Genomic DNA, 25,715 nt, shown 5'->3' on the forward strand with positions numbered 1-25,715 from the left:
ACCGCACATGGCGCACCGGGCGGTGTCCGTGCTGTCCGGGCTGCCCGCCTCGGACGCTGGACGCAGCCACACGTTCCTCACCATGACGTGATCATGCCTCGCATACTGCCGGAGCGCCGGATGATTGCCCGTCGCCGGTGTCCACGAAATCAGCCCCCGTTCGACGAGGCAGGCGGCCCAGCGGCGAGATTCGGGCAAAGCAAGAACTTGAAAGCGCAATGACCTCTAGGATCGGCGGTGACGTGCCGACGGCCGTCACCCCTCCCACCTCGAAGGAAACGCCCAGATGAACCGTGCCCTCGCCCTGGCCGGCGCGACGACGCTCGCCGCCGCCACCGCCTTCACCGCCACGCCCGCCCTGGCCGCGGCGACCGTCACGACGCGCGTCGCGAACCTTGCCGTGACACCGACGACGGTCACGAAGGGCTCGAGCATCACGCTCAAGGGCCAGGCGCAGAAGCTGGCGAAGACCTGGACGGCGACTCCGGGTGCGTCTGTCGTCGTGTTCTTCGACGCTGACGGTTCTGCCCCGAACACCGCGCAGCGCACGCTGAAGGCCGATGCGCGCGGCAACTTCGCGACGTCGATGGCCCCGCAGGCGAGCGGATACTGGAGCGTTCAGCTCAAGGCGACGTCGACGAACAAGGCCTCGACATCGACGCGTGTCTACGTCAAGGTGACGGCCCCCGCGCCATCGCGCGGCAGCGCCATCGTCATGCCGAAGGGCAGCGTCAACTGCCCCAGTTGGGCGCCGATCAAGGGCAATGCGTCGAGCCACATCTTCCACAGGCCCGGCCAGCGCTTCTACGCGAAGACGCACCCCGAGATGTGCTTCTCGACGCCGGCTGCCGCGATCAAGGCGGGGTATCGCGCGTCGAAGATCTGATCGCAGCCCATGATGGCGGGTACTCACAGGTAGGCGCGCGGCTGCCCGCCTACCTGTGAGTGACCCGCCACCCTGAGTCTCGGCCCGGCCCTCGCGCCACGCGGGGGAGGCCGTCACGAGACAATGGGTCGATGGGAGAGCGGGAACAGCACGAGGCGGGCCTGAGCACGGCCGAGGTGGAGGAACTGACGCGTCGCGGGGAGGTCAACCACGCCCCTGACGACGGTATGCGCTCGACGTGGCAGATCGTGCGAGCGAACCTGTTCACACGCATCAACGCGATCTTCGCGATCCTCGTGGCCCTCGTCGTCGCGACGGGCTCGCTGCGCAACGCGCTGTTCGGGCTCGCCATCGTCATCAACAGCATCGTCGGCATCGCGCAGGAGCTGCGCGCCCGTCACACGCTGAAGCAGCTCAGCATCGTCAACACGGCCGAGGTGACGGTACGGCGCGACGGCGAGGCGAAGAAGATCCCGACGACGGACATCGTCACCGGCGACATCGTCGAGCTGTCGTCCGGTTCGCAGATCGCCGTCGACGGTGTCGTCGTGCGCGCCGATCACCTCGACGTCGACGAGTCACTGCTGACGGGTGAATCAGACCCGATCGACAAGCGCAGCGACGACGAACTGCGCTCCGGCAGCTTCGTCGTCGCGGGCTCGGGGCTGATGCGCGCCACCGCCGTCGGTGGAGATTCGTACGCCGCCAAGCTCACGGCCGACGCCGGCGAATTCACGCTCGTGCGCTCCGAACTGCGCAGCGGCATCGACAGCATCCTCAAGGTCATCACCTACCTGCTCATCCCCGCCGGCCTCATCACGATCGTCAACCAGCTGCTGCTCGCGCGCGACGACTGGAAGCAGGCCGTCCTCGGCATGGTGGCCGCACTGACCCCGATGGTGCCCGAGGGCCTCGTGCTGCTGACGTCCGTCGCGTTCGCCGTCGGCGTCATCCGCCTCGGGCGCCGTCAGTGCCTCGTCAACGAGCTGCCAGCGATCGAGGGCCTCGCGCGCGTCGATGTCGTCTGCGCCGACAAGACGGGCACCCTTACGGAGCCGGGCATGACGCTCGAACGCGTCGAACCGCTCGGTGACACCGACGAGGGCAGTGCGAAGGAGGCACTCGCCGCCCTCGCGCACGCCGACGAGCACCCGAACGCGACGATGCTCGCCGTCAAGGACGCGTTCGGCGATGCGCCGGGTTGGGGCGTCGAGGCGCGGGCGCCGTTCAGTTCCGCGACGAAGTGGTCGGGCGTCTCGTTCGCCGGGCACGGCAACTGGGTCATGGGCGCCGCCGACATCCTGCTCGACCCCGACAGCGCCGACGGTGAGCGCGCAACGGAGGTCGGCGCGAGCGGCGCTCGCGTGCTGCTGCTCGCCGAGGCGGAGACGCGCGTCGACGCCGACGGCGCGCCCGGCGAGCTGACGCCGCGCGCCCTCGTCGTGCTCGCGCAGAAGGTGCGCCCCGACGCCGCGAAGACGCTCAAGTACTTCCACGACCAGGGCGTCGAGGTGAAGGTCATCTCCGGCGACAACGCGCGCAGCGTCGGCGCCGTCGCCGAATCCCTCGGCCTCGGCGAGGCCGACCAGGCGCTCGACGCACGCAAGTTGCCCACGGACACAGCCGAACTCGCCGACGCGCTCGACAAGGGCGTCGTGTTCGGGCGCGTCAAGCCCGACGGCAAGCGCGCGATGGTGCGGGCGCTGCACAGCCGCGACCACATCGTCGCGATGACCGGTGACGGCGTCAACGACGTCCTCGCCCTCAAGGACGCGGACGTCGGCGTCGCCATGGGCTCCGGCAGCGACGCGACACGCGCCGTCGCCCAGATCGTCCTGCTCGACAACAAGTTCGCGACGCTGCCGCACGTCGTCGCCGAGGGCCGCCGCGTCATCGGCAACATCGAACGCGTCGCGCACCTGTTCCTCACGAAGACGATCTACGCGGTGACGCTCGCCCTCGTCATCGGCCTGCTCGGGCTCGGGGCGCACCTGTTCCACACGCCCTCGCTCGCGTACCCGTTCGAGCCGATCCACCTGACGATCGCCGCCTGGTTCACGATCGGCGTTCCTTCGTTCGTGCTGTCACTGCTGCCCAACAGCGAACGAGCGCGCAGCGGATTCGTGCCGCGCGTCATGCGGTTCGCGATTCCGTCGGGGCTCGTCATCGCCGCCGTCACGCTCGCGTGCTACCTGCTCGTGCGCCACGGCCAGGGCGGCGGTGCGGACGCCGTCACCGACGCAGGGTTCGGCGCCGGGCACACCCAGATCGCGACGGCGACGCTCACGACGCTCATCGCGTGCAGCTGGTGGGTGCTCGTCATCGTCGCGCGTCCGCTCGACCGCCTGCGTCTCGCGCTCGTGACGGCGTGCTTCCTCGCCTACGTCCCGATGTTCCTGCTGCCGTTCACCCGTCGCTGGTTCTCGCTCGACCCGACGAACCTGTCGAGGATGGCGATCGCGGGCGTCTGCGCGCTCGTCGGCATCGCCGCGCTCGAGGGTGTGCATCGAGTGGTGGCGCGACGTCAGGCCCAGGCGCCCGCGGCATCCTGAAGGGCCGGCGTCAGTAGACTCTCGACGAGCGCAGCGACAGGGGGGGCCGACATGCAAACGGTGGATTTCAAGAACGTGACGACGCAGGGCCTCGAGTCCTCGCCCGTCGCCGACGCCCTCGCCGGTCTGCGTGCCAACGAGGCGCGCTACTTCGACACGAAGTACAAGCACCCGTTCACCGTCGAAGTGGTCGCCGACGCGCCGGCGCCGCTCGCGTGGGTCGAGTCGATCCTCGCCGACGAGCGCCGCATCACGTTCGCGTCCGAGCCGCTGCAGGTGAGCGTCAACGACGTCGACGGCATCACGTGGGTTCACGTGTTCTACGCCTCGGGCCTTTCCGTCAATGTCCTCTACACGCGAGCCGACGGCGGCAAGCGCGCCGTCGGGTTCAAGCTCTCGCAGGGCATGGACGTGCCCGAGGAGTTGAGCGCGTTCAAGTTCGCGCGGCAGAAGTCGAAGCTCGCCGGCGAGATCCGCGGGTCATACTTCGTCATCAAGGGCGAGCACCCGCCGACGTTCTGAGCGAGGAACATCGCCCGAGGACGCGTCGTCCATGCCGCGTTTGCGGGCGATGATCGGCCGGCGCACCCTGGGAGACTGAGATCATGGACACGAGCGCGGCGCCCTCAGCGCGGGACGTTCACTGGTTGCTGCCCATCAACCCCGCAGCGCACGCCGAGCACCAGCCCGACGACTGGCGCACCCGCTCGGACGCCACGGCGGTGTGGGCTGCCATCGGGCGCTCGCAGCCACTCGAACGCTGGTGCCTACGCAGTGGCTACCGCACGATGCGGGCGGGCGACGTCATCTGGGCCTATCTCGCCGTGCGCCAGGAGGTGTGCGCTTTCGGTCGCGTGCGCGCGGTCGTCGAGGCTGACGGCGCCTGGTTCGTCGACGTCACCTGGGACGAGCACGCGACCCGGGCGCTGAACCGCAGCCCCGTCGCGCGAGGCCGTTTCGGCCAGGTGCCGATGTCGACCTGCCGCGCGCGGGCGACGGCCGTCGAGGTGCTCTGCTGTGCGATGGAGGACCTGCTCTGACGCACCGTCCGGCGCGTCGACTTGGGCGCTCGTCAGGGGTCCCGCGTACTGTGGAACGGCAGACAAGAACACCGGGGGCAAACGGGAGGAACACGTGAGCATGGCCGCTGACGGCAACGGAACGACGAACGATGGACGAGGCGACGACGGCACCGCGAAGGCGCTGTCGAAGGCTGCGGTGGCGCGCCGCACCGTGCTGAGCGGCGCGGGCGTGTGGGCGCTCGCCGCATGCAGCACGTCGTCGAAGTCGGACGGCTCCGGCAAGGGCGTCAAGGCCGGCAGCTCGGCCAAGGCGTCGGCGTCGTCGGCGAGCCCGCAGGGCAAGACGATCGGCGACGGGTCGATGAGCGACACCGGCCCGCAGCCGGGGCTCTACAAGCCCAAGAAGCTCAAGAAGGGCGACGTGCCGCCGCAGTTCGTCGTCGTGTCGTGGGACGGTGCGGCCGAGCTCGTCGACAACCCGTTGCTGTCGCGCTTCCGCAAGGTTTCACGTGAAACCGGCGCGCACATGACGCTGTTCCTCTCCGGCATCTACTTCCTGCCCGAGAGCAAGAAGACGCTCTACCACGCGCCGCACCACAAGCCTGGTGCGACCGACATCAACTTTCTGCCCGATGACTGCGTCCACGCGACGATCAAGGGCATCGGCGAGTCGTGGACCGAGGGCCACGAGATCGGCACCCACTTCAACGGCCACTTCTGCGGCCCGACGGGTGGCTCGACGTGGTCGCCGAGCGACTGGGGCAGCGAGATCGAGCAGGCCCGCTCGTTCGTCGCGAACTGGCGCACCAACACCGGGTTCCACGACCTGCCGCCGCTGCCGTTCGACTACGACAAGGAACTCATCGGCGGACGCACGCCCTGCCTCGAGGGCGGCGACAACCTGCGCACCGAGGCCTCAAAGCTCGGATGGCGCTACGACACGAGCAAGAGCACGCTGCAGATGTGGCCGAAGAAGGACAAGGGCCTGTGGGACATGAGCCTGCAGTCCATCCCGCTGGCCGGCACGCGCTTCCAGGTGCTGTCGATGGACTACAACATCATGTTCAACCAGTCGAAGGTGACGAAGGGCAACCCGGCCATGCACGCGACGTGGCGCAAGCAGGCCGTCGACTCCTACATGGCCGGGTTCAACCGTTCGTACGAGGGCAACCGCGCTCCGCTCGTCATCGGCAACCACTTCGAGGGCTGGAACGGCGGCATCTACATGGACGCCGTCGAGGAGGTCATGCGCAAGGTCGCCGCGCACAAGGACGCGAAGATGGTGTCCTTCCGTGAGCTGTGCGACTGGATGGACGCGCAGGACCCGAAGGTCGTCAAGAAGCTACAGGCCCTCGCCCCCGGCGAGACGCCGCCCGGCGGCTGGGACGAGTACCTCGAACTCACCTGAGCCAATGCCTGGCGGCCCGGCTGGGCACACGCGGATCGGCCCGAACCTCTCGTGAGGTTCGGGCCGTTCCGCTGCCGGGTGTCGGCGAGGGCCGCCACAAGGCTGGCCGCTCGCCGGATCCGTCATCGGGTGCGACGGCGAACGACGAGCGTGCCGCCCGCTGCGGCGAGAAGCGCGCCGCCCGCGAACGCCGCGGTGGTGTTCGTCGAGCTGCCCTCGCGCGTCATGTCGGTCTGCACCTTCGGGCCCACAGTGGTCGAGCCCGTCGTCGTGCCGCCGGGGGTTCCCGGCTTGGACGGCGTGGGCACGGGCTGGGCCGACGCGCCGATCTTCACGATCTTGGTCGACGTGACGGTCTTCTCGCCCCCGTTGCCGCAGTAGTAGCCCGTCGCCTTGACGGTGTACGTGCCAGCCTTGGCGTAGGTGTGGCTCCGGTTGTCGAGGTTGAGGTAGACCGGGTCGGCGCCCACGTTGGTGCAGGTCGCGCCCCCGGTGCCGTTGCCGCCGGTGCTCTTGCCGTCACCGAAGTCGATCTGGTAGCCGGTGAGATCCTTGTTCGGGTACGGCGTGCCCCCATTGGTGGAGACGTAGTGCTGCACTCCCTGCGCGACGAAATCGTAGGTCAGCGTGCGGCCGGAACTGGACACGAAGAGGTCGCTGTTCATGAACGGCTTGATGCCACCCTTGCCGGGGCGCGCCGGCGTCGCATCGACCTTCACGTCGACGGTCTTCGTGACGTGGGAGTTGTTGGCGTCACCGCAGTACCGGAAGTCGAGCTTCACCTTGTACGTGCCGGGCTTGGCGTAGCGGTACTGGTAAGGAGACGAGAAGTTGAGTGGCGAGACGCCCTTCGAGGTGCACTGCAGGACGCCGGAATCACCGCCGGTACGGCCTTTGCCGTCACCGAAGTCGACACTCATGGAGATGGGGCCAGGGGTACGAGTCGTCGTGTGATCCGGCCCGTTGGCATAGTGCTGCGTGCCCTTGAGGTTGAAGTTGAATGCGACGGTGGTGCCGTCGGTCGTGTAGGTGATGCTTGGAGTCGCCGACACGCCGGGCCCGGCCGTAGGGGCTGCGTAGGCGGGGGCGCTGAACAGGGCGGCTCCGGCGAACGTCGTCAAGCATGTGGTGCGGACAAAACGGTTCATGGCATTTTCCTGTTCTCGAGTCGGTGCGTGTTGGACACACCTCCTTCTTCAGTATTGCCGTGTGTGACGTGGAACACGAGAGCTCGAGCCGAGAACTTCGACAGCCGACGGTGGGCGCGTCGGCGTTCGGCCTCCCGGCGTTCGGTCGCCAACCGCAACGGCCACCGCCACGCCGCCGGCCGGGATGCGGGGCGAACGCGGGGGACAATGGGGTGCGCACCCTCGTCCGGAGGGGGTCGTGACGGGTGGGAGGACCATGGAACGCGACCGACGCTCGAGCGAGACACGCGCGAGCACCGACCCCTCGCGCGCCCTGGCCCCGGTCCGCGAATCCGGCGCGGGTGAGGCCGCTGAGCCGGTCGTCATGATGGGCGGCCTCGGCCGGCATCTCGGGCTGGCATGGCTGGAGAACGTCTTCTTCTTCGCCGTCATGATCTGCTCGTTCGTCTTCGCCGTGCTGCTGCTACGCGAGGCGACGTGGTCGTGGTCGCTGCTCCTGTTGCTCGTCGGGTTCTGGGCCGTCATGGCCTACCTGGCGCTGCCACGGTTGCACCGCGTCCTCACGACGATCTACGTGCCCGACTACTTCATCGGCTGCAGCCGTACGACGGACGGGCGCCTCGGCGATCCCCTCAACCTCGCATTCATCGGCGACGAACAGCAGATCCACGAGACGATGACGCGCGCCGGGTGGGTCAAGGCCGACCCGGTGACGCTCGGGTCGAGCGTCCGCATCGTCGTGTCGTCGCTGCTGCGCCGAAGCTACGCCGAGGCACCCGTCAGCCCGCTCGTGCTGTTCCGGCGCACGCAGGAGTTCGCCTACCAGCAGGAGGTCGACGGCAACCCGTCGCAACGTCACCATGTACGGTTCTGGCCGACGCCCGACGAGTGGTTGCTGCCCGGCGGCCGGCGGGTCGATTGGCTCGCGTCGGGCACGTTCGACTCCGGCGTCGGCCTGTCGTTCTTCACGCTTCAGGTCACGCACCGTATCGCGCGCGACATCGACACCGAACGCGACCACGTGCTGCGCACGGTGACGGACGCCGATCCGGCCGTCAGCGTCGAGATGCTCCACGACTTCACGACCGGCTATCACAGCCGCAACGGCGGCGGCGACGCGGTGATGACGGACGGCGACCTGCCCGTCGTCGACCTCACCGCCGTTGCCGTCGCCCCGGGCGCGACGGCGTACGGCGCCAGCGAGGACGGGCAGGTGCTCGGCACGGTGGGGCGTCGCCCGCCCTCGATCGTCGCGGCCTGCGTGCTCGCGGTCGCCTCTGCCCTCGTGTCGATGGCGGCGCTCGTCTGGGGCGGCGACGGTGTTCTGGGGCCGAACGGCCGGGACGTCCTCGGCGACGTTCCGGCCGAGTTGCCGACGAACGTCGCCCTGTGGATCGGGGTATTGACGTATGTGCCGATCCTGTGGCTCGCGTACCGCACGTTCTTCGGCGGGGTGTGGGCGCGACTCATCATGATCGCTCTCGTCACCCTGTCGCAGGCGAGCCAGATGTGGCAGTACCTGCAGGGCACGCGGCCGACGTTCGGCGCGTTGCTGTCCCTCTCCGTCGACCTGCTCGTCGTCTATGCGCTGACGAGCCTGTCGGCGCGGGATTGGGTCGAGCAGGGCCTCGTCGAGGGTGAGGGCGCCGCGGCCTGACGGTGTGGTGTTTCACGTGAAACGCGCTCGTTCTCGTCGCTGACAGACTCGCTCGCCCGGTCAGTCAGCGAGGATCTGCTCGATGCCCTCACGGTACGACCCGCGACCTCGGAGGCGATCTCGACGAGCTGCGCGTACGTCTCGCGGTCGGGGTCGATCGGCAGGCGCCAGGTCTGGCCGATCGCGTCGGGCGTGTTGCCGAGCAGCGCCATGGCGCGGGAGGCGTCCGGGGTCCAGATGAGCGAGCGCTTCGTCGTGGCGCTCAACGGGACAACCGGGCGTTTGCCCGCCCCGATACGGTCGAACACCATCTGATCGTCAGACTCTTCGTCTTGCCCGGGCCGTAGAACTCCGGCGCACGAGCGAGTTCGTCGGCGATGGGGCCACCGGCGCCCAGAATGGTCTGCATGGGTTCGTCCTTCGTAGGAGGTCCGTCAGGGGGAATCAACACCGTCGGGCGCCGGTTGTTTCCGACGGGTCGACGGCCGCGCCGACCGCAACGAAGGGTGAATCGCCATGACCAAGGTGCTGTTCGTCGTCACCGCAGCCACCGGCTGGACGCTGAAGGACGGTTCGGTGCACCCGACCGGCTACTGGGCGGAGGAGCTGGCCGAGCCGCACCGCCTGTTCCGCGAGGCCGGGTGGGGCACCACGATCGCGACGCCCGGCGGCGTCGCGCCGACGCTCGATGAGCTGAGCCTCGGCGTCGCGGGCGGAATGCCAAAGCGCCGCAAGGAGATTCGGGCCTACCTCGACTCCATCAAGCAAGAGCTCGACCACCCTCTGGCGCTCGACACCGTTGACGAGAGCGACTACGACCTCGTGTTCTACCCCGGCGGCCACGGCCCGATGGAGGATCTCGCCGTCGACCCCGTCTCAGGGACGCTGCTCGTGCGGCGCCTCGACTCCGGCCAGCCGCTGGCGCTGCTGTGCCACGCCCCGGCCGCCATCCTCGCCGCCACGCGCGACGACGGTTCCAACGCATTCGTCGGTCGCACGATGACGGGCCTGTCGAACGTCGAGGAGCGGTTCAACCCGTTCGCGTGGAAGGCGAAGTGGCTGCTGCAGGACGCCCTCGTCGACGCAGGCGTCGACTGCGACAAGGGCATGTTGCCGATGCGTCCCCACGTCGTCGTCGATGGCAACCTCTATTCGGGTCAGAACCCGCAGTCGGCCGGCGCCCTCGCCGAGCGGATTCTCGCCGACCTCTCCTGACGCACACGGCTGCCCCGGCGCGACGGGCGTCGCGCCGGGGCAGCAGTGTGCTTCGCTCAGGGGTGAATGTGACCAAGGGTCTCCGATGTGGCCATGTATCGCGAAGGTGGACGCAGATCGCGAAGGTGGACGAAATTCGCAGAGGTGGACGTAGATCGCCGTTGGCTACGGGGCGGGTGAGCAAGGTCACGGGAACGAGGGTTTCGTCTTTGAATAGTCCATGTGGAATAGTCATCGCGTGACCACAACAGACCCCCTGGACGTGGCGCCGCTGGCGGTCGCCGTCCTCAGTCTTCTCGCGGAGCGCGACATGCATCCGTACGAGATGATCCAGACCCTCCGCGCGCGCCGGGAGGATCAGTGGGTGAAGCTGCGGCCCGCGTCGCTCTACCACAAGGTCGACGGGCTCGTGGCGCGCGGCCTCGCGGAGGTCGTGGGCACCGAGCAGGACGGCAACCGCCCGCCCCGCACGACGTACCGCCTCACAGACGCGGGGCGCGAGCTCCTCGTCGCGTGGATCAGCTCCGCCATCACCGTCGTCGAGAACCCCTACTTCTCATTCTCCCTCGCCCTCGGCGAGCTCGAGGCCCTCGGCCCGGAACGCGCGGCGCGCCTGCTCACCGAGCGCGTCACCGTCCTCGACGAGCACATCGCCCAGATGCGCGACAGCCTCGAGCAGGGGCGCAACCAGGGCGCGGAACGCATCTGGATGCTCGCCCACGAGCACCGCCTCGCCACTTTGACGACCGAGCGCGACTACATCGCCTCCGTCGTCCACGACATCAAATCGAAGGAACTCACATGGCCGACCAGCCACTGACCGACGACGCGTCCGCGACGTCGGGCGCGCCTGCGGCTCCCGCCGCAGGCGCCGCCCACTCTGACGCGGGCGCGTCCGTCGCCACGGGCGCCCCGCCGCAGCAGTCCGCATCGGCGCGCCGAACTGCGGCAGATGCGGGCGCGAAGACGACGGGCGCCGCGCCCGACATCAACCCGTGGGCTGCGCTGAGCGCCCTGCTCATCGGGTTCTTCATGATCCTCGTCGACTCGACGATCGTCTCCGTGGCGACCGAGACGATGGTCGACAAGCTCGACACGAGCCTCAACAACGTCCTGTGGGTGACGAGCGGGTACCTGCTCGCCTACGCCGTGCCGCTGCTCATCACCGGACGCCTCGGTGACCGTTTCGGCCCGAAGAACCTCTACCTCATCGGTCTGGCCGTGTTCACGTTGTCGTCGGCCGCGTGCGGCTTCGCCCCGAACGTCGGCGTGCTCATCGCCGCGCGCGTCGTCCAGGGTCTCGGTGCGGCGATCATGACGCCGCAGACGATGGCGATCATCACGCGCATCTTCCCCGCGGACGGCCGCGGCAAGGCCATGGGCGTGTGGGGTTCGACGGCGGGTGTCGCGACGCTCGTCGGCCCGATCCTCGGTGGCGTCCTCGTCGACCACGCCGGGTGGGAGTGGATCTTCTTCGTTAACGTGCCCGTCGGCCTCATCGGTCTCGCGATGGCGTGGAAGCTCGTGCCGTCGCTGCCGAGTCACGCGCACAAGTTCGACCTCGTCGGGGTCGCGCTGTCGGCCGTCGCACTGTTCTGCGTCGTGTTCGGCATCCAAGAAGGCGCGCAGTACGACTGGGGCACGATCACGGGCATCGTCTCGGTGCCGCTGCTCATCATTCTCGGCCTTGTGTTCTTCGTCCTGTTCATCCTGTGGGAACGGCGATACAAGGGTGAGCAGCTCGTGCCGCTGCACCTGTTCGCGAACCGCAACTTCTCCCTCGCCAACATCGCGATCACGTCCGTCGGGTTCGCGATCACGGCCATGTCGTTCCCGATCATGATCTACGCGCAGGCCGTTCTCGGTTACTCGCCGACGAAGGCCGCGCTGCTGCTCGCGCCCATGGCCGTCATCTCCGGTCTGCTCGCCCCTGTCGTCGGTGGTCTCGTCGACCGCAAGCACCCCGCGATCCTCGCGGGCTTCGGGCTCGTATGCTTCTCCGTCGCCCTTTTCTGGTACGGCCGGATGCTCGGCGCCGACACGTCGATCTGGTGGCTGCTCGCCGTCGCCTGCCTGCTCGGTGTGGCGAACGGGTTCATGTGGGCGCCGCTCTCGGTGACGGCGACGCGCACCCTCGAATCGCGCTTCGCCGGCGCAGGTTCGGGCATCTACAACACGACACGTCAGATCGGCGCCGTCATCGGTTCCGCCGCCGTCGCCTCCCTCCTGGATTCGCGCCTTCGCCACCACCTCGGTGAGCAGGCTGCGGGTGGCGCGCATCAGGCGGGCGGCGGTCACATGCCGGCGCAGGTCGCCGAGCAGTTCGCCCGCGCCATGGGCGAGACGCTGTATCTGCCGGCCGCGGTGCTCATCGTCGGCATCATCGCCGCGGTGATGTTCACCAACCCGCACCGCAGGACCGGCCGTCACGCGGCGGACGCTCACTTTGCGTCGCGAAGCCGTAGGCCCCGGACGAACATTGCCCGCGAACGCGTCATCCATGACGCGTCCGCGGGCAATGTTCGTCCGGTTTCGATGGGGTGGTCGCTCGATCCGTGCCAAAGGTCCCTGGCCTGGGGCGCGTCGCGCCCCTAGCGTGAAGGTGAGACCCGGCGTCGGGCTCATTGCAACACTCACGAGAGGTGCCTCGGATGGCTGACAACACGACCAAGCCCATCGTCGTCGGAGTCGACGGATCGCCGTCGTCGCTGAGCGCCCTCGAATGGGCCGCGCAGCACGCCGAGCTGACGAAGCAGCCGCTCGAGGCCGTCACGACGTGGCAGTGGCCCACCAACTACGGCTACGCCGTGGCGTTCGAAGCCAACTTCGACCCGGCGCAGGAGAGCACGCAGATGCTCGACGAGATCGTCGCGAAGGTGCAGGCCGACCACCCGAGCATCGAGGTGCGACCGCACGTCATCGAGGGCGACACGCGCAATGTGCTCGTCAAGCGCTCCAAGGAGGCGGCGCTGCTCGTGCTCGGCAGCCGCGGCCACGGCGAGCTGACGGGCATGCTGCTCGGCTCCGTCAGCGGCTACTGCGTCACGCACGCCGACTGCCCCGTCCTCGTCACGCGCCACTGACGCGGCGCGGCCCGGCGCGTGACCGGGCCGGCGGCCTGACGCGTCGCAGATGCGTCGTCCCATCGGCGGGCTGCACCCCGTCGGACGGTGGCGCGCGGCGCCGTCACGGGAGTAGGTTCGTGCTATGAGTGACACGAGCAGCGAGAACTACACCCCCGAGGTCGACCAGCAGGACGGCGGCCCCGGCGCCCAGACCGGCGGCGACGGCGGCGAGAACAATGATGTCGCGAGCGGCGGTCGCAGCGACGAGGGCAGCACCGACGAAGGCCAGCACGCCGACGCCGACGAGGGCTGACGGCGGCCGCCGCTGAGCGCGGTGGTTTGCCGCGAGCGTCGGCAGGCATGACACGACGCACGCGCGCACGCCTCACCTGAACACGACGCACGCGCCCCGGCGCGTCGAACCTGCGTGGCCGCGAGCCCCGCACGGTGACGACGCGACCGGGGCGCATGCGTCGTGCCCGCTCTGAGACCATGGGGCAGACCCCGATCCGAGGAGCCTCATGCCGTCCACCGCAGCCCCCGCGCCGCCGCGCGTCAGGTTGCTCCTCGCACGCTTCTCGCACACGGGTCTCGTGTTCGCCGCGCTGTTCTACATCATCGCGAACACGCCGTCACTGCTGCCGCGCCCCTGGTGGATGCAGGGCCTCGTCGCGGCGCTGAGCGGGGTGTGCGGGTACGTTCTCGGCCTCGCGCTGGGGCGCCTCGTCCACGCGACGGCGCGCTGGTTGGGCCTGCATGTCACGATGAACCCGCGTCGACGCGTGCTGCTCGGCCGCATCGGCATCGCGTTCGCGGCCCTGATCGTCATCAGCTTCCCGCAGGCGACGATCGACTGGCAGCGGGAGGTCAGCCGCCAGGTCGACGTCGACGGGCCGGGGTGGTGGTATCCGACCGGTTCGACGCTCGTCGCGGTCGTCGTGTTCGTCCTGTTCATCCTCGTCTGGCGCGGCCTCGCCGGGCTCACCCGCTTCTTCCTCACGAAGGTCTCCTCACGCATCGTGCGGGAGGCAGCGGCCCGTCTCGCCGCATCGGTCATCACGGTCGCGACGGTCGTCGTGGCGATCGACGTCGTCGTCGAACCCGCCGTCCTCGCCGTCGTCGGGGGCAACGCAGACCGCGTCAACCAGCAGATGCCGCGCGGTGAGCACGCACCGACGTCGTCTTTGCGCAGTGGTGGCCCCGGCTCGCCACTGACGTGGAACAGCCTCGGCCAGGACGGCGCGAAGTTTGTCGCCGCGGGGCCGGACGCGAAGCAGATCGCCGACGTGACGAAGAAGCCAGCCAAGGAGCCGGTGCGAGTGTTCGTCGGCGCGAATCAGTCGTTGGAGAAGAACGCCGACCTCGCGGTGGCAGAGCTCGACCGCACCGACGCCTGGAAGCGCAAGGCGATGCTCGTCATCACGCCGACGAGCACCGGATACGTCAACCTGTGGGGCGCTGCCTCGTTCGAGTACCTGCTCGGCGGCGACACCGCTGCGGTCGGGATGGCGTACTCGAACCTGCCGTCGGCGTTCGGCCTGCTCACCGCGCCACGCGACCCCGGCAAGGCGTCGCAGATCGTCCTCGAGAAGGTGCGGCGCCGCGTCGACGCCATGCCCGCGGCCCAGCGCCCGAAGGTGTACTTCACCGGCGAATCGCTCGGCGCCTACGGCGCGGACGACTCGTTCGACTCGCCGCAGCAGATGTTGGAGCGCACCGACGGCGGCGTCCTCAGCGGCACGCCCGCCTTCTCGCCGAACCGAGCGCGGCTGACGCGTGAGCGCGCGCCCGGCTCGACGACCATTGACCCTGTCATCAACGGCGGGCGTCACATCCGTTTCGCGGGCGAACCGTCGCAGCTGGGCGCCGACGAGTACGACCGCCCTCTGGGCGCGTGGCAGAAACCGCGCGTCGTCTACCTGCAGCACCCGTCCGACCCCGTCGTGTGGTGGTCGCCGCGCCTGATGTTCAACTCACCCGAGTGGCTGCGTGAGACGCGCGACAACACGCCGATGGCGCAGATGAGCTGGGCTCCGTTCGTCACCTTCTGGCAGGTCAGCGCCGACATGCTCGTCTCCAACGAGGTGCCCGGCGGTTACGGTCACCGCTACTTCGGCGCCGAGATGGTGCCGGCCTGGGCGAAGGTGCTCGACGTCGACCCCGGCTCGCGCGAGGATGCCATCATCGACGCCGTCGGGCGCCGCTGAGGCGCGCTCGCCGTCAGCGATCATCGCCCGGAAACGCGTCATCCTCGACGCGTTTGCGGGCAATGATCTGGCGGGCCGTCAGTTCTGACGCGTCGGATCGAGCTTGCCCGTCATCGTCACCCCACCGGTGCTGACGGTGAAGCTCGCGACCGCGTTCGTGCACGTCATGCCGCTGACGTTGCTCGTGCACGTCGTTCCTGCGGAGGTGAAGCTGCTGCCGTAGCCGAGCACGGCCGTGCCGTCCTTCGTCGTCACCGGTGCGTTCGGCACGCTCGACGTCCAGCGCGCAGCCTCGCCGTCGGTGTCGAAACCGGGGTCACCGGTGAGGAAACCGACGCCCTTCGGCGTCAGCATGACGTAGTTCGCGCCGCCGTGCTTCGCCGACACCTCGGGGGTGAGGTGGCAGCCGACGACGCCCTTCGTCATGTCGCACCAGTTGCGGCCCGTGGGCGTCGTGAACTGCGACCATCCTGTCGCGGCGTAGGCATATGCCGTCGCGGTGCCGCTCGTCGACGGCGCGCTGCTCGCCGAGGCGGTCGGGCCCGCCGAGTCCTGACTGCCGGACGGCGCCGCGCCCGAGCCGGTTGCGCTCGCCTGCGGCGCTGCGGGGTCGCTCGCCGACGCACCGTCGCTCGTGCTCGGCGACGTGGACGAGGCGCTCGCGGCCGCGCTGGAGGGAGTGCTCGAAAACGTAGACGACGTCGACGCGGAAGAGCTGCGCTCGGAGGGCGTCTGGCTCGGTGCGGCCTGCTGCGTCGTCGACGACGCGGACGACTGCGCCACCGTGGCGTTCTGCGACGCGCCGTCCTGGCCATTTCCGCACGCGGCGAGCGCGAGCGTCAGCAGGCCCGCGGCGGTGAGAGCTGGGACGGTGCGCATGAGTTCCCCTTGTCGTCGAACGGTGCCGACACGTCACGCCGTGCCGCACCTCCACTGTGGCAGAGATAGCGGCCGTGGCGAAGGCGCCATGCCGACCGAGACGACCCGGCCGAAACTCGTGCCCGGCAGCCCGATTCGCTCACGTCACAGGTGGCCGCTGAGCGCCGCCATGCGGGATTCGAGCTTGCCGACAAGGGCGTCGAGCTCCTTGGAGTTCTCGGCGCTGACGGGCAGGACGTCGATCGAGATCGTCGCTCCACCGGCGAGGGAGCGCAGTTCGTCGAGCTTCGCGGCGAACGGCGAACCGCTGCCGGGTGAGTAGTAGTCGACGGCCGCGTCGATGTCGTTCGGGTAGAGGTCGGCCTTCGTCACGGCAATGACGACCCACATCGGCTTGGCTCGGCGCACCGCCATCGCGGCGATGCGGTGCGCGGTGATCGTCCAGTCCTCCAGCTCCGCGGCGAGCTGCTCGTCGCGCGTGCGTGACGGCGCCGCGCCGCTCGTGCCGCCGGCGCGTCGCGGCGTCGCGTGGCCGTAGGAGACGACGTGGACGATGCCGTCGACCGGCTCCTCGTAGAACACCTCGTCGAGGGCTGCGAGGCGCGTCGCGGCGTTGTCGCCGGGCACGACGCGGAAGCGGAAACCCTTGAGCCGCGGCGACTTCGACGTCCGACGCTCCATCGTCGCCGAGCCTGCCTCGGTGACGGCGTCGGGGCTCGTGCGGCGCGCGAGACGGTCGACGAGGCGCGTCTTGCCGACGCCCGTCATGCCCGTGACGGCGACCGTCGGGTAGCGGCGATGCACGAGGGAGGAGATCTTCTCGGGTGCCGCGGTGAGGGCGGTGAGGGCCGTTCCGGCCAGGCTGGCGCCGGCAGCGGCAAGGCCGGCGTTGTGGCGGGCACCGGTGTTCTTCGAGGTCACGGTTCACCTTTCGGCAGAGGCTCGTTCGACGCCGGGGCGCCGAGCACTTTGCCCTCTAGTCAACCCGAAACGGCGTCGAAACGCCTCTCCGGGGGTTTCTCCGACGCCTTCGCGGTGCTGCGCGCTCGCCGCGTCCGACCATCCGCGTGGGTGGTGAACCAGCGGCCTGCGCGTCCTAGAGTGAAGACATGACTCGCGAAGACATCCACGAAGCAGCCAAGAACGACGACGCGGACGGCCAGAAGCCCGGCGGCGCCGGGGAGGTCTCCGAAGGCGGCAGCGGTTTCGGCACCGACAGTGAGACGAACGTCAACGGCGCCGACGCCGTGCCCGACAAGACGACCGGCGGCACCAGCCCCCGTACGCCCAACCAGTGAGCTGAGTGCCTCCGACCAGGTGCCGGCCGGCCCCTGACCCCGAGGTCACGGCCCGCTCTGTCCCTGGAAGTCTCGACGGCGATCCGGCGACGGCGTGACGCGTCTGACGGTGCGCCGGATCTGTTGTGCGCCTGCGTCGCGCCGACGAAATCACGCCCGAGGGTGTAGCGGTTGTCGGTGCCTCGGTCTAGCCTCACGAGCATGACTGACATGAACACGAATCAGCCCGACGACACCCTCGGGGCGCCCGCTCCGGGCGCCCCGAACGGTCAGGCTCAGCAGGGCCAGGACATGCTCGGCGCGACGGAGCCGACGCAGGGTGGCCCGAACGATGCCTCCCTGCAGCGGGACCCCGACGAGTGGGCCACCGGCGACGAGCCGATGACCGAGGCGCAGAAGTCGTACCTCGACACACTCGCCAAGGAGGCGGGCGAGACACTGCCCGCCACGCTGACGAAGGCCGAGGCGAGCAAGCACATCGATCGCCTCCAGGGTTCGAACAACCGCGTCAACCAGCAGGGCGCGCAGGGCAACTGAGGCAACTGCCAGACGCCACCGGTCGGCCCGGCGCGACATGTTTCACGTGGAACATGTGGCGCCAGGTCGGGCGGAGGTGCGCTGCGACGAGAGGGCGGCGCACTGCGCGGTGACCACGGGTCATGCCCCCACCGGGGCTCGAGCACGCACCGAATGACGTGTCGATGATTCCCGGCGCTAATCGTCAGACCCCACAATGGCTTCCATGACTTCCCTCGTCTGGTTCCGTGACGACCTGCGTACGTTCGACCATCCGGCGCTGCGTGCGGCGGTCGATCACGCCGTCACCTCACAGGGCTCCCAAGGCTCGCAGGAGTCGGATGACGGCGCGTCGTCCGAGCCCGCGGGCGTCGTCGCGCTCTTCGTCCTCGACGAGGAATCGGACGGCCTCCGCCCGCTCGGCGGCGCGGTGAAGTGGTGGCTGCATCACTCGCTCGTCGCCTTGCGCGAGAAGCTCGAGGCGCTCGGCATCCCGCTCGTCCTGCGACGCGACGCCGCGCACGACGTCGTCCTCGATGTGGTCGAGACGTTCGACGTCGACTTCGTCGGCTGGAATCGCCGATACGGCGGGCCGGAGCGCGCCGTCGACGCCGGGATCAAGGAAGCGCTCGCCGAGCGCGACGTCGAGGTGCACTCGTATGCGGCGAACCTGCTGTTCGAGCCGTGGACCATCTCAACGGGTGGTGGCACCCCGTACCGCGTGTTCACGCCGTTCTGGAAGGCGTGCCTGAGCGAGTCCGAGCCACGTGAGCCGCTCGGCGCGCCGTCAGCGCTCACCCCGCCGTCCGCACTCGTCGAGCAGGCCGGCCAGGCGAGTGACGACCTCGACACCTGGGCATTGCTGCCGACGAAACCCGACTGGTCGACCGGCATCGCCAGGGCCTGGACGCCGGGCGAGGACGCCGCGCACGAGCTGCTCGCCGACTTCCTCGACGACGCCGTCGTCCACTACGCCACCCAACGCGACGAACCGTCGAAGCCGGCGACGTCGCGCCTCTCGCCGCATCTGCGCTTCGGGGAGATCAGCCCGCAGGCGATCTGGCATGCGGCGCGGCGCAGTGGCAAAGACGTCGAGACGTTCTTGTCGGAGGTCGGTTGGCGCGAGTTCGCGTGGCACACGCTCTACGAGAACCCTGACCTTCACGAGGTGAACCTCAATCGGAAGTTCGACGCGTTCCCTTGGCCGCCGCTCGACGAGGACGCGCTGCTCGCATGGGAGAAGGGCGAGACGGGCGTCCCGCTCGTCGACGCGGGCATGCGCGAGCTGTGGGAGACGGGCACGATGCACAACCGCGTGCGTATGGTCGTCGCGTCGTTCCTGACGAAGAACCTGCTCATCGACTGGCGCATCGGTGAGGAGTGGTTCTGGGACACGCTCGTCGACGCCGACGCCGCGAGCAACCCGTTCAACTGGCAGTGGGTCGCCGGGTGCGGCGCCGACGCCGCACCGTACTTCCGCGTCTTCAACCCGGAGACGCAGCGCAAGAAGTTCGACCCCGACGAGCGCTACGTCCGCCGCTGGGGCGCTGACGACGGCCGCGAACCCATCGTCGACCTCGCCGAGACGCGCAAGGCCGCACTCGCGGCATACGAGCAGACGAAGTGACGTCTCACCTCAGCTAACCCTGACCCCTTGCGTGCAGATGCACCTGCGTGCAGATGCACCCGGGTGCACTTGCACGCAGGGGTTGGGTCGGATTCGACGTCATGTTGCTCGCCTTCATGGCGGTGACGGCGTGGCGCGCGTGGCAGCGGCGTCAGCTCGTCATCCTCGCGTCGTTCACGACGGGCATGCTGCTCGTCTGCGACGACGAGCTCTCACCCATCGCGTCGGCGAGTTCTGCCGCGCCGCGTCCGTCGAGCTCGGTGGCGATGCCGTCACGCGCGCCGAGACGGTCGGCGTCGCTGCGATGCGACGACACCTTGAACCGGGCCTCCATGCGCTGCACGGAAATGCGGATGCCGACGATCTTCGTCAGCATGTCGTCCAGATAGTCGCGCGGTGCCTGCCCCATGCGCCACGGCTCGTCGCGCCCGCCCTCCATCGCACCCGTGAGCTTCGCGATGACGCCGCGCACCCACCTCGGGTCGTCGTGCACCTCCAACTCTCCCCAGGCATGAGCGACGAGGTAGTTCCACGTCGGGACGACGCGGTGATGCTCGGCCTTGCTCGGATACCAGCTCGGCGAGACGTAGTGCTCGAGCGGCCCGAACGTCGCGAGCGTCAGCCCCTCGTGACGGCCGTTCTCCCACAACGGGTTCGCACGCGCCACGTGCCCGATGAGCGCCTTGCCCGTCGGTGCGCCGTCATCGTCGACGAGCAGCAACGGCACCATGTCCGCCTGCGGCGTGACGCCGTCGTGCGTGATGAGCGTCGCGAGCGGATGTTTCGCAACGAACGCGGCGATCGTCTCGACGTCCGTGACGACGTCGTGCGGCGGGTTATAGGGCATGCCATTCAGTCTGACGCACCGCTCCGGCGGGCGCCCGCAGCGTCCTCGGCGAGCCGGGCATTCGCGACACGCGTTCAAGACGATCGACGGACGCGAGCGACGCGCGGCGGGTACCTGTCGTTCAGCCCGTCAGTCCAGCCCCGCACATACGAAGCGGGCCGCCCCTCCACGTGGGAGGGGCGGCCCGCTCGGCATGCGACGAGGTGCGTAGCTCAGCTCTTGGTGAGCACCTCGTCGGCCTCCTCGTACGGAGCGTCCTCACGGACGCCGGCGGCCTTGAGCTGGTCGGCCTCGGCGTGCAGATCCTTGACGACGCCCTGCGCCTCGTGGTCGTGCTCGACCGACGGGGCCGAACCCCACAGCGGTCGGCCGTTCGACTCGGGCAGGAAGTGCACCGAGACGAGGCCGATGACGCCCGCGATGATGAGGATGTACGCGGGCCACATGAGGTTGCCGGTCGCGTCGACGAGAGCGCCCGTGTAGAGAGCCGTCGTGCCGCAGAACGCGGAGATGAAGATGTTGAACGCGATCGACAGCGCACCGGCGCGCACGGCCGTCGGGAACAGCGACGGCAGCGTCGACGGCATCGTGGCGCTGAAGCAGATGAGCGACAGACCCATGATGATGAGACCCGCGATGACGGAGCCCTCGGTGTTGCGCGTGATGAGCATCAGCGACGGGAACGCCAGCACGATCAGCATGACGGAGCCGATGCGCACGATCGTCTTGCGCCCGATGCGGTCGGAGGCCAGACCGATGAGCGGGATGATCGCGAGGCAGACCGCCATGACGATGATCTGCGAGACGTTGTTCATGTTGTCGCTGATGCCCTGGCCGCCCTTGTGGTCGGTGACCGTCGACAGGAAGCTCGGCATGTACGCCGTCAGCATGTAGTTCGTGACGTTCCACGCGATGACGAGGCCGCCGCAGACGAGCATGGCGGGCCACATCTTGAACGTGTCCTTGAGCGAGACCTTGTTGTCCTTCTCGCGCTGCTCCGACTCGGCCTCGAGGGCCTCGAACGCCGGGGTGTCGCCGAGCTTCGAACGCAGATAGACGCCGATGAAGCCGAGCGGCAACGCGAGGAAGAACGGCAGGCGCCAACCCCACGAGTGCAGCTGATCGGTCGTGCACAGCGCCATGACGAGCGCCGACATGCCGGCACCGAGCAGGTAACCGGTGAACGTGCCGACCTCGAGGAGGCTGCCGAGGAAGCCGCGCTTCTTGTCGGGCGCGTACTCGGCGATGAACGTCATCGCGTTGCCGTATTCACCACCGGTCGAGAAGCCCTGCAGGACGCGGCACAGGAACAGCAGGACGCAGGCCCAGACGCCGGCGTGCGCGTAGTCCGGGATGAGGCCGATGGCGACGGTCGCGCTGGCCATCATGATCATCGTCATCGCGAGGACCTTGTTGCGACCGATGCGGTCGGACAGCGGGCCGAGGATGATGCCGCCGAGCGGGCGGAAGAGGAAGGCGACGGCCATGAGCGCGTACGTCATGAGCGTCGCGGCGGAGCCCTCGAGCGGCATGATGACGTCACCGATCGTGAGCGCCATGTAGCTGTAGACACCGAAGTCGTACCACTCGGTGATGTTGCCGATCGCGGCGGCGCCGATGGCGCGCTTGATGACGTCGGGGTGCGTCACCGTCACCTCGTCGACAGACCATCGTCGACGAACACTGTCCGGTCCGAACATGTGGTTTGCCCCTTTCACACGTGGGTCGGTTGTCTGACGTTTCTTCGCGAGGCTATGGGAGTTCTCGACCCGGCACCAAACAGCAATCTGGCTGCAAATCAAGCAGATTGACAAAAGATCGACTGTCGATTCGCCGCCGTCGCGGGTTGCGAAGGTGGGGTTTGGACGCCAGGTGACCACGTCGTGAGACGACGTAACGGCCTGTGCGCGTAGGGCGTTGAGGGGATGGCGAGGCTGGGAGCCGCTTCGGCGCAACCCCTCAGGAAGCTGAGGGCCCGAGGGGCGCTGCGCCGCCGCTGGCCGGCGGATCAGCCGGGACGATGATGTGTCGACCCTCACACGCCATCGGGTGCGTTCAGGCCGGGCGAGGTACCCGCGCCGGGTCGACGAGAGGCGCAGCGAGTCGGCCCGTCACGACGTCGGCGGCCTCGCGCCAGTCGTCCCCGAGGGCGACGACGCCGGGCGCGCCCGCGAGGGTCGCGCCGGGGCCGGCGACGTAGACGGGTGTCGAACGCGCCATGACCGTCAGCTCCGAACGGCGGGCCGCGAACGACGTCGCCTTCATCCCCGAGATGACGCACGCCCGCGCGCTGGTGGCGCGCACGGCGGCACTCGTCGCGGCCCACGGGGTGTTGGCGCCGAGCACGAGCGGCGCCCAGCCACGTTCGACGAGCATCGACGAGAACAGGTGGTTGGGCAGGTCGTGCAGTTCGCCGGGCGGGCACGTCAGGACGACGCGGGGGCGCGCGTCGCGCTCTGACTCGGTGCGAACCGCCTCGCCTCTGAACTCCGAGACGACGGAGCGGACGATGTTCGACGCGTGGTGCTCGTGCATGACGCTGAGTTCGCCGGCCGACCACATGACGCCGACGTGGTGCAGCGCGGGCACGAGGACGTCGGCGACGAGGGCATCGATGCCGTGTTCGTCGCGAGCACGAGCGAACTCGGCGCGCAGCGCATCCTCATCGAGGGTGAGGACGGCGTCGAAGATGCGCCGGCCTACCTCGGCCGTGAGGATGTCGTTCGTCTGCAGATCCATCGTCAGATCAACATATCGCGCGGACCTGCCGGGGCGAGGTGTCATTCGTCCTGTGCGGCATGGTCTTTCGCTGTTCGCTGTTCGCTGTTCGCTGTTTGCCGGAGCCCCGGGTCTCTAGGCTCGTGGCATGAACTTCGTCGAACACGGCTCCGGTACCCCCATCGTGCTGCTTCACGGCTTCGACGCCGACCACCGGCTCGTGCTGCCGTTGGAGTCGGCCTTCACCGCGGGTGCGGCGCGCGAGGACGTCGCGACGACGGGCTGGCGTCGTCTCTATCCCGATCTGCCGGGCTTCGGCAGCACCCCGATCGGTGACGCAGCGAGCACCGACGACGTCGTCGAGCGTGTGCTTGCGTTCGTCGACGAGCAGATCGGTGACGTATCGTTCGCCATCCTCGGTGACTCGTTCGGCGGGATGGTCGCCCGCGCTGTCGCGCACCGCCGTCGCGAGCAGGTGCTCGGGTTGGGCCTGCTCGCGGCGGTATTCGTCGCGGACTCCGATGCCCGTAAGACGCCGGAGCAGACGGTGCTGCGACGCGATGACGACGCCGTCGCCCAGGTCGGGGACAAGGCCGACGACTACACGGCCGTCGCCGTGGTGCAGAGCGACGACACAGCCCGTCACTTCCTCGAGTTCGCCGCGCCCGGAGCCGAACTGGCTGACAAGGACGCGATGAAGAAGCTGACGGAGAACTACGAGCTGGGCGAGCAGCCCGAGGACGAGGCGCCCTTCGAGAAACCGACGCTCATCCTCACCGGCCGCCAGGACCACCTCGTCGGCTTCGGCGACGCGCTGCGCCACCTCGAGCACTACCCGCGCGCCACGTTCGCGACGCTCGACGGCGCCGGCCACAACGCCCACCACGAACGCCCCGACCTCGTCAGCGCCCTCGTCGCCGACTGGCTCACCCGCATGCGCGACCTGCCCGCCTGACGGGGTGTGACGGCGGGCTTGACGGGCGGCCGGATGGCGTCGTCCGGGTGGCGTCGCTCCGCGCGTCAGACCGGGTGGCTGCGGTAGGCAGCCTCGGCTGACGGGTCGAGCGCTCCGCGACGGATGAGTTCGCGCAGAGCGAGCAGCGCGACGCCGTGCTGGTCGTACATGTGATGCATGACGAGCGCGAGGTGCTTGAGTGCCTCGTCGTCGACGGTCTCGGCGTTCTCGAGGCGGGCGAGATCGCGCACGTAGAGCATGTCGGCCTCGACGAGCTGACGTGCGTGCGCCTCGTCGGTCGGCGCGTCGCGACCAGCCCACTGCACCGGCGCGAGCGGCCAGGTCTTCGTCGCGACGAACGCCTGTGGCACGAATCCCTGCGCGCGCAGCTCGACGTCGACATCGGCGAACGTCGGCTGATCGACGTAGAGACGGTGAAAGTTCACCTCGAGCTGGATGCTCGTCGCCGTGCGCAGGCGCTCGCGGCCGTTTCGGAAGATCATCAGCTCGGCGCCCTGCACGTCGATCTTGAGGTGGTCGAGCAACTCGATCTCGGTGATGTCGTCGAGGCGGGTCGTGTCGACGTCGACGCGGTCGACGACCTCGGCGAGCCGCGGGAAGTCGGTGAGCAGGTCGAGTTGCGGGGCGTCCGGTTCGAACAGGCTCGTGAATCCCGATTCGGCGCACACGTGCAGGGTGTGACGCTCGCCGTCACCGATGGCCGCAGGCAGGTAGCGCTCGTGCGGCCCGGCGGCGCGCTCGAGACGCGCGAGGGCGTCGGGTTGCGGCTCGAATCCGGTGACGCGGCACAGACCGTCGCGCAGCATCGGCAGATAGGGCGGGGTGTCGACCAGGGGGTTCGCGCCGATGTCGACGACCTCGGTGAGGCGGCTCGGCTGCATTAGTTCCCGTAGAGCGGACATCGATGCTCCTTCGCGACGGCATGACGGGTCGTCGCAGTCTCTCAGGTGCGCGCGGATCCTTCGTCCGTGGGCAGGGGGAAGGGCGACCCGGCCATGCGCCGGACGGGTCGCGCCGGGGTCGATGCGCCCGTCTCCCCCAGAGGTGCCGGGCGTGGCATAGCGTGAGGTGGTGACGCAGACCTCCCGCTGGGACACCGGCTTTCCCGACCCCGAGCAACTGCGCGAGACGGCCCGTCAGGCGCGTCAGCTGCCGACCGAACCGATGAGCCGGGGCGTGCGCGCGATCGTCGGTGGGGCCGTGGCCGTCTGGCTCGTCACTGTTCTCGTCGTCTATTCGACCCTGCCCGAACGCGTCCCGACGCACTGGGACGGCTCGGAACCCGACGACTGGTCGAGCCGCGCCGGGGCGCTCGTCGCGTTCGTCGTCGGCCCGATCGCCATCGGCGCCGTGCTGCGCCTCGTGACGTCGCTCGTCCTGCGCTGGCCGCAAGGCATCAACGCGCCGAACAAGGAGTACTGGCTGCAGACGCCGCAACGGCTGCGACACTTCGAACGGCTGGCTCGCGAGGACCTCATGCTCATCGGTGCTCTGACGACGCTGCTGTTCGCCGCGATCAGCGTGATGACGGGTGTCGCCGCGCATCGTGAAGGCGGGGAGCTGCCCGGGGTGTTCTTCTCGGTCATCATGATCGCGTTCATGGCAGGCATTCTGGGCCTCGTCGTGCGGATGCTGCTCGGCAGGCGCTATCAGCCGTCGGACGAGGCGGTGTGACCAGCAGTTGAGGACAGGCG

At 69.0% G+C, this 25,715-nt stretch carries 25 protein-coding genes; 17 read left to right on the forward strand and 8 right to left on the reverse strand.

Annotated elements, in window-relative coordinates; all coding sequences use genetic code 11:
• The first annotated feature begins 286 nt into the window (after nt 1-286).
• The 5 genes from AX669_RS05855 (at nt 287) to AX669_RS05875 (ending at nt 5,868) form a co-directional block, all read left to right on the forward strand.
• Nucleotides 287-886: a hypothetical protein gene (locus AX669_RS05855; RefSeq protein WP_038566091.1), complete on the forward strand. Its 600-nt coding sequence runs from the start codon at nt 287-289 to the stop codon at nt 884-886.
• Nucleotides 887-1,017: 131 nt separating this feature from the next.
• Entirely contained in the window at nt 1,018-3,438 is a 2,421-nt protein-coding gene (locus tag AX669_RS05860; RefSeq protein WP_062257198.1) for an HAD-IC family P-type ATPase, read from the forward strand.
• Between the two features lie 51 nt (nt 3,439-3,489).
• On the forward strand, nt 3,490-3,960 hold the full coding sequence (locus AX669_RS05865) for a hypothetical protein (protein WP_062257200.1): 471 nt from the start codon (nt 3,490-3,492) through the stop codon (nt 3,958-3,960).
• Nucleotides 3,961-4,043: 83 nt separating this feature from the next.
• Entirely contained in the window at nt 4,044-4,478 is a 435-nt protein-coding gene (locus AX669_RS05870) for a hypothetical protein (protein WP_062257202.1), read from the forward strand.
• A gap of 100 nt (nt 4,479-4,578) precedes the next feature.
• A complete protein-coding gene (locus tag AX669_RS05875; RefSeq protein ID WP_082740624.1) occupies nt 4,579-5,868 on the forward strand; it encodes a hypothetical protein in 1,290 nt (429 codons plus the stop codon).
• Nucleotides 5,869-5,990: 122 nt separating this feature from the next.
• Here the strand turns inward: AX669_RS05875 and AX669_RS05880 are convergent, their stop codons facing one another.
• Nucleotides 5,991-7,016 carry a hypothetical protein gene (locus tag AX669_RS05880; RefSeq protein ID WP_156444938.1) on the reverse strand — a complete coding sequence of 342 codons (1,026 nt, stop codon included), beginning with the start codon at nt 7,014-7,016 and terminating at the stop codon, nt 5,991-5,993.
• A 256-nt stretch (nt 7,017-7,272) separates the two neighbouring features.
• Between AX669_RS05880 and AX669_RS05885 the strand changes: the two genes are divergently transcribed.
• The gene (locus AX669_RS05885; protein WP_062257204.1) at nt 7,273-8,673 is read left to right on the forward strand and encodes an LssY C-terminal domain-containing protein; all 1,401 of its coding nucleotides are present in this window, start codon (nt 7,273-7,275) and stop codon (nt 8,671-8,673) included.
• Between the two features lie 262 nt (nt 8,674-8,935).
• On the opposite strand, the gene AX669_RS13870 is transcribed toward AX669_RS05885, so the two are convergent.
• A complete protein-coding gene (locus AX669_RS13870) occupies nt 8,936-9,082 on the reverse strand; it encodes a hypothetical protein (protein ID WP_231729443.1) in 147 nt (48 codons plus the stop codon).
• Nucleotides 9,083-9,189: 107 nt separating this feature from the next.
• Between AX669_RS13870 and AX669_RS05895 the strand changes: the two genes are divergently transcribed.
• From AX669_RS05895 to AX669_RS05915, 6 genes are all read left to right on the forward strand, one after another.
• On the forward strand, nt 9,190-9,888 hold the full coding sequence (locus AX669_RS05895; RefSeq protein WP_038566066.1) for a type 1 glutamine amidotransferase domain-containing protein: 699 nt from the start codon (nt 9,190-9,192) through the stop codon (nt 9,886-9,888).
• A 238-nt stretch (nt 9,889-10,126) separates the two neighbouring features.
• On the forward strand, nt 10,127-10,708 hold the full coding sequence (locus AX669_RS05900; RefSeq protein WP_231729444.1) for a PadR family transcriptional regulator: 582 nt from the start codon (nt 10,127-10,129) through the stop codon (nt 10,706-10,708).
• A complete protein-coding gene (locus tag AX669_RS05905) occupies nt 10,690-12,483 on the forward strand; it encodes a DHA2 family efflux MFS transporter permease subunit (RefSeq protein ID WP_231729445.1) in 1,794 nt (597 codons plus the stop codon). The genes AX669_RS05900 and AX669_RS05905 overlap by 19 nt, the downstream gene beginning before the upstream one ends.
• A gap of 56 nt (nt 12,484-12,539) precedes the next feature.
• On the forward strand, nt 12,540-12,971 hold the full coding sequence (locus AX669_RS05910; protein WP_062257205.1) for a universal stress protein: 432 nt from the start codon (nt 12,540-12,542) through the stop codon (nt 12,969-12,971).
• A 124-nt stretch (nt 12,972-13,095) separates the two neighbouring features.
• Nucleotides 13,096-13,266: a hypothetical protein gene (locus tag AX669_RS13310; protein WP_156444939.1), complete on the forward strand. Its 171-nt coding sequence runs from the start codon at nt 13,096-13,098 to the stop codon at nt 13,264-13,266.
• A gap of 208 nt (nt 13,267-13,474) precedes the next feature.
• A complete protein-coding gene (locus AX669_RS05915; RefSeq protein WP_062257206.1) occupies nt 13,475-15,160 on the forward strand; it encodes an alpha/beta-hydrolase family protein in 1,686 nt (561 codons plus the stop codon).
• 78 nt (nt 15,161-15,238) lie between these two features.
• Here the strand turns inward: AX669_RS05915 and AX669_RS05920 are convergent, their stop codons facing one another.
• The gene (locus AX669_RS05920) at nt 15,239-16,039 is read right to left on the reverse strand and encodes a hypothetical protein (RefSeq protein ID WP_038566036.1); all 801 of its coding nucleotides are present in this window, start codon (nt 16,037-16,039) and stop codon (nt 15,239-15,241) included.
• Between the two features lie 144 nt (nt 16,040-16,183).
• Nucleotides 16,184-16,960, reverse strand: a complete 777-nt coding sequence (locus AX669_RS05925; protein ID WP_038566032.1) for a GTPase domain-containing protein — start codon at nt 16,958-16,960, stop codon at nt 16,184-16,186.
• A 188-nt stretch (nt 16,961-17,148) separates the two neighbouring features.
• Between AX669_RS05925 and AX669_RS05930 the strand changes: the two genes are divergently transcribed.
• The 3 genes from AX669_RS05930 to AX669_RS05940 all read left to right on the forward strand — a co-directional run bounded on the left by AX669_RS05930 (nt 17,149) and on the right by AX669_RS05940 (nt 19,480).
• On the forward strand, nt 17,149-17,337 hold the full coding sequence (locus AX669_RS05930) for a hypothetical protein (protein ID WP_038566027.1): 189 nt from the start codon (nt 17,149-17,151) through the stop codon (nt 17,335-17,337).
• 201 nt (nt 17,338-17,538) lie between these two features.
• Complete coding sequence (locus AX669_RS05935) at nt 17,539-17,874, forward strand: DUF3072 domain-containing protein (RefSeq protein WP_369815069.1); 336 nt, start codon at nt 17,539-17,541, stop codon at nt 17,872-17,874.
• A 205-nt stretch (nt 17,875-18,079) separates the two neighbouring features.
• On the forward strand, nt 18,080-19,480 hold the full coding sequence (locus tag AX669_RS05940) for a deoxyribodipyrimidine photo-lyase (protein ID WP_062257207.1): 1,401 nt from the start codon (nt 18,080-18,082) through the stop codon (nt 19,478-19,480).
• A 151-nt stretch (nt 19,481-19,631) separates the two neighbouring features.
• On the opposite strand, the gene AX669_RS05945 is transcribed toward AX669_RS05940, so the two are convergent.
• The 3 genes from AX669_RS05945 to AX669_RS05955 form a co-directional block, all read right to left on the reverse strand.
• Nucleotides 19,632-20,327, reverse strand: a complete 696-nt coding sequence (locus AX669_RS05945) for an FMN-binding negative transcriptional regulator (protein WP_062257208.1) — start codon at nt 20,325-20,327, stop codon at nt 19,632-19,634.
• Nucleotides 20,328-20,539: 212 nt separating this feature from the next.
• On the reverse strand, nt 20,540-22,027 hold the full coding sequence (locus AX669_RS05950) for an MFS transporter (RefSeq protein ID WP_062257209.1): 1,488 nt from the start codon (nt 22,025-22,027) through the stop codon (nt 20,540-20,542).
• 355 nt (nt 22,028-22,382) lie between these two features.
• Nucleotides 22,383-23,066, reverse strand: coding sequence for a B12-binding domain-containing protein (locus tag AX669_RS05955; protein WP_062257211.1), 684 nt, complete (start codon nt 23,064-23,066; stop codon nt 22,383-22,385).
• Between the two features lie 127 nt (nt 23,067-23,193).
• Here AX669_RS05955 and AX669_RS05960 point away from each other — a divergent pair, with 127 nt between their 5' ends.
• Entirely contained in the window at nt 23,194-24,000 is an 807-nt protein-coding gene (locus AX669_RS05960) for an alpha/beta fold hydrolase (protein ID WP_062257213.1), read from the forward strand.
• A 65-nt stretch (nt 24,001-24,065) separates the two neighbouring features.
• Here AX669_RS05960 and AX669_RS05965 read toward each other — a convergent pair whose 3' ends face one another.
• Nucleotides 24,066-24,923 (reverse strand): FkbM family methyltransferase, encoded by an 858-nt coding sequence (locus tag AX669_RS05965; protein WP_231729447.1) that lies wholly within the window; start codon nt 24,921-24,923, stop codon nt 24,066-24,068.
• 169 nt (nt 24,924-25,092) lie between these two features.
• Between AX669_RS05965 and AX669_RS05970 the strand changes: the two genes are divergently transcribed.
• Nucleotides 25,093-25,695, forward strand: coding sequence for a DUF1648 domain-containing protein (locus AX669_RS05970; protein WP_136788617.1), 603 nt, complete (start codon nt 25,093-25,095; stop codon nt 25,693-25,695).
• Nucleotides 25,696-25,715: the final 20 nt, after the last annotated feature.

Source organism: Dermacoccus sp. CCH2-D9 (assembly GCF_001556795.1).
Taxonomy (GTDB): domain Bacteria; phylum Actinomycetota; class Actinomycetes; order Actinomycetales; family Dermatophilaceae; genus Dermacoccus; species Dermacoccus nishinomiyaensis.

Bases quoted from the DNA above. Each gene is read 5' to 3' on its own strand.
- AX669_RS13870 (WP_231729443.1), bottom strand. From the start codon at position 9,082: ATGCAGACCATTCTGGGCGCCGGTGGCCCCATCGCCGACGAACTCGCT.
- AX669_RS05880 (WP_156444938.1), bottom strand. From the start codon at position 7,016: ATGAACCGTTTTGTCCGCACCACATGCTTGACGACGTTCGCCGGAGCC.
- AX669_RS05960 (WP_062257213.1), top strand. From the start codon at position 23,194: ATGAACTTCGTCGAACACGGCTCCGGTACCCCCATCGTGCTGCTTCAC.
- AX669_RS05895 (WP_038566066.1), top strand. From the start codon at position 9,190: ATGACCAAGGTGCTGTTCGTCGTCACCGCAGCCACCGGCTGGACGCTG.
- AX669_RS05940 (WP_062257207.1), top strand. From the start codon at position 18,080: ATGACTTCCCTCGTCTGGTTCCGTGACGACCTGCGTACGTTCGACCAT.
- AX669_RS05945 (WP_062257208.1), bottom strand. From the start codon at position 20,327: ATGCCCTATAACCCGCCGCACGACGTCGTCACGGACGTCGAGACGATC.
- AX669_RS05905 (WP_231729445.1), top strand. From the start codon at position 10,690: ATGGCCGACCAGCCACTGACCGACGACGCGTCCGCGACGTCGGGCGCG.
- AX669_RS05855 (WP_038566091.1), top strand. From the start codon at position 287: ATGAACCGTGCCCTCGCCCTGGCCGGCGCGACGACGCTCGCCGCCGCC.
- AX669_RS05920 (WP_038566036.1), bottom strand. From the start codon at position 16,039: ATGCGCACCGTCCCAGCTCTCACCGCCGCGGGCCTGCTGACGCTCGCG.
- AX669_RS05870 (WP_062257202.1), top strand. From the start codon at position 4,044: ATGGACACGAGCGCGGCGCCCTCAGCGCGGGACGTTCACTGGTTGCTG.
- AX669_RS05935 (WP_369815069.1), top strand. From the start codon at position 17,539: ATGACTGACATGAACACGAATCAGCCCGACGACACCCTCGGGGCGCCC.
- AX669_RS05955 (WP_062257211.1), bottom strand. From the start codon at position 23,066: ATGGATCTGCAGACGAACGACATCCTCACGGCCGAGGTAGGCCGGCGC.
- AX669_RS05950 (WP_062257209.1), bottom strand. From the start codon at position 22,027: ATGTTCGGACCGGACAGTGTTCGTCGACGATGGTCTGTCGACGAGGTG.
- AX669_RS05865 (WP_062257200.1), top strand. From the start codon at position 3,490: ATGCAAACGGTGGATTTCAAGAACGTGACGACGCAGGGCCTCGAGTCC.
- AX669_RS13310 (WP_156444939.1), top strand. From the start codon at position 13,096: ATGAGTGACACGAGCAGCGAGAACTACACCCCCGAGGTCGACCAGCAG.
- AX669_RS05930 (WP_038566027.1), top strand. From the start codon at position 17,149: ATGACTCGCGAAGACATCCACGAAGCAGCCAAGAACGACGACGCGGAC.
- AX669_RS05875 (WP_082740624.1), top strand. From the start codon at position 4,579: ATGGCCGCTGACGGCAACGGAACGACGAACGATGGACGAGGCGACGAC.
- AX669_RS05965 (WP_231729447.1), bottom strand. From the start codon at position 24,923: ATGTCCGCTCTACGGGAACTAATGCAGCCGAGCCGCCTCACCGAGGTC.
- AX669_RS05885 (WP_062257204.1), top strand. From the start codon at position 7,273: ATGGAACGCGACCGACGCTCGAGCGAGACACGCGCGAGCACCGACCCC.
- AX669_RS05915 (WP_062257206.1), top strand. From the start codon at position 13,475: ATGCCGTCCACCGCAGCCCCCGCGCCGCCGCGCGTCAGGTTGCTCCTC.
- AX669_RS05860 (WP_062257198.1), top strand. From the start codon at position 1,018: ATGGGAGAGCGGGAACAGCACGAGGCGGGCCTGAGCACGGCCGAGGTG.
- AX669_RS05910 (WP_062257205.1), top strand. From the start codon at position 12,540: ATGGCTGACAACACGACCAAGCCCATCGTCGTCGGAGTCGACGGATCG.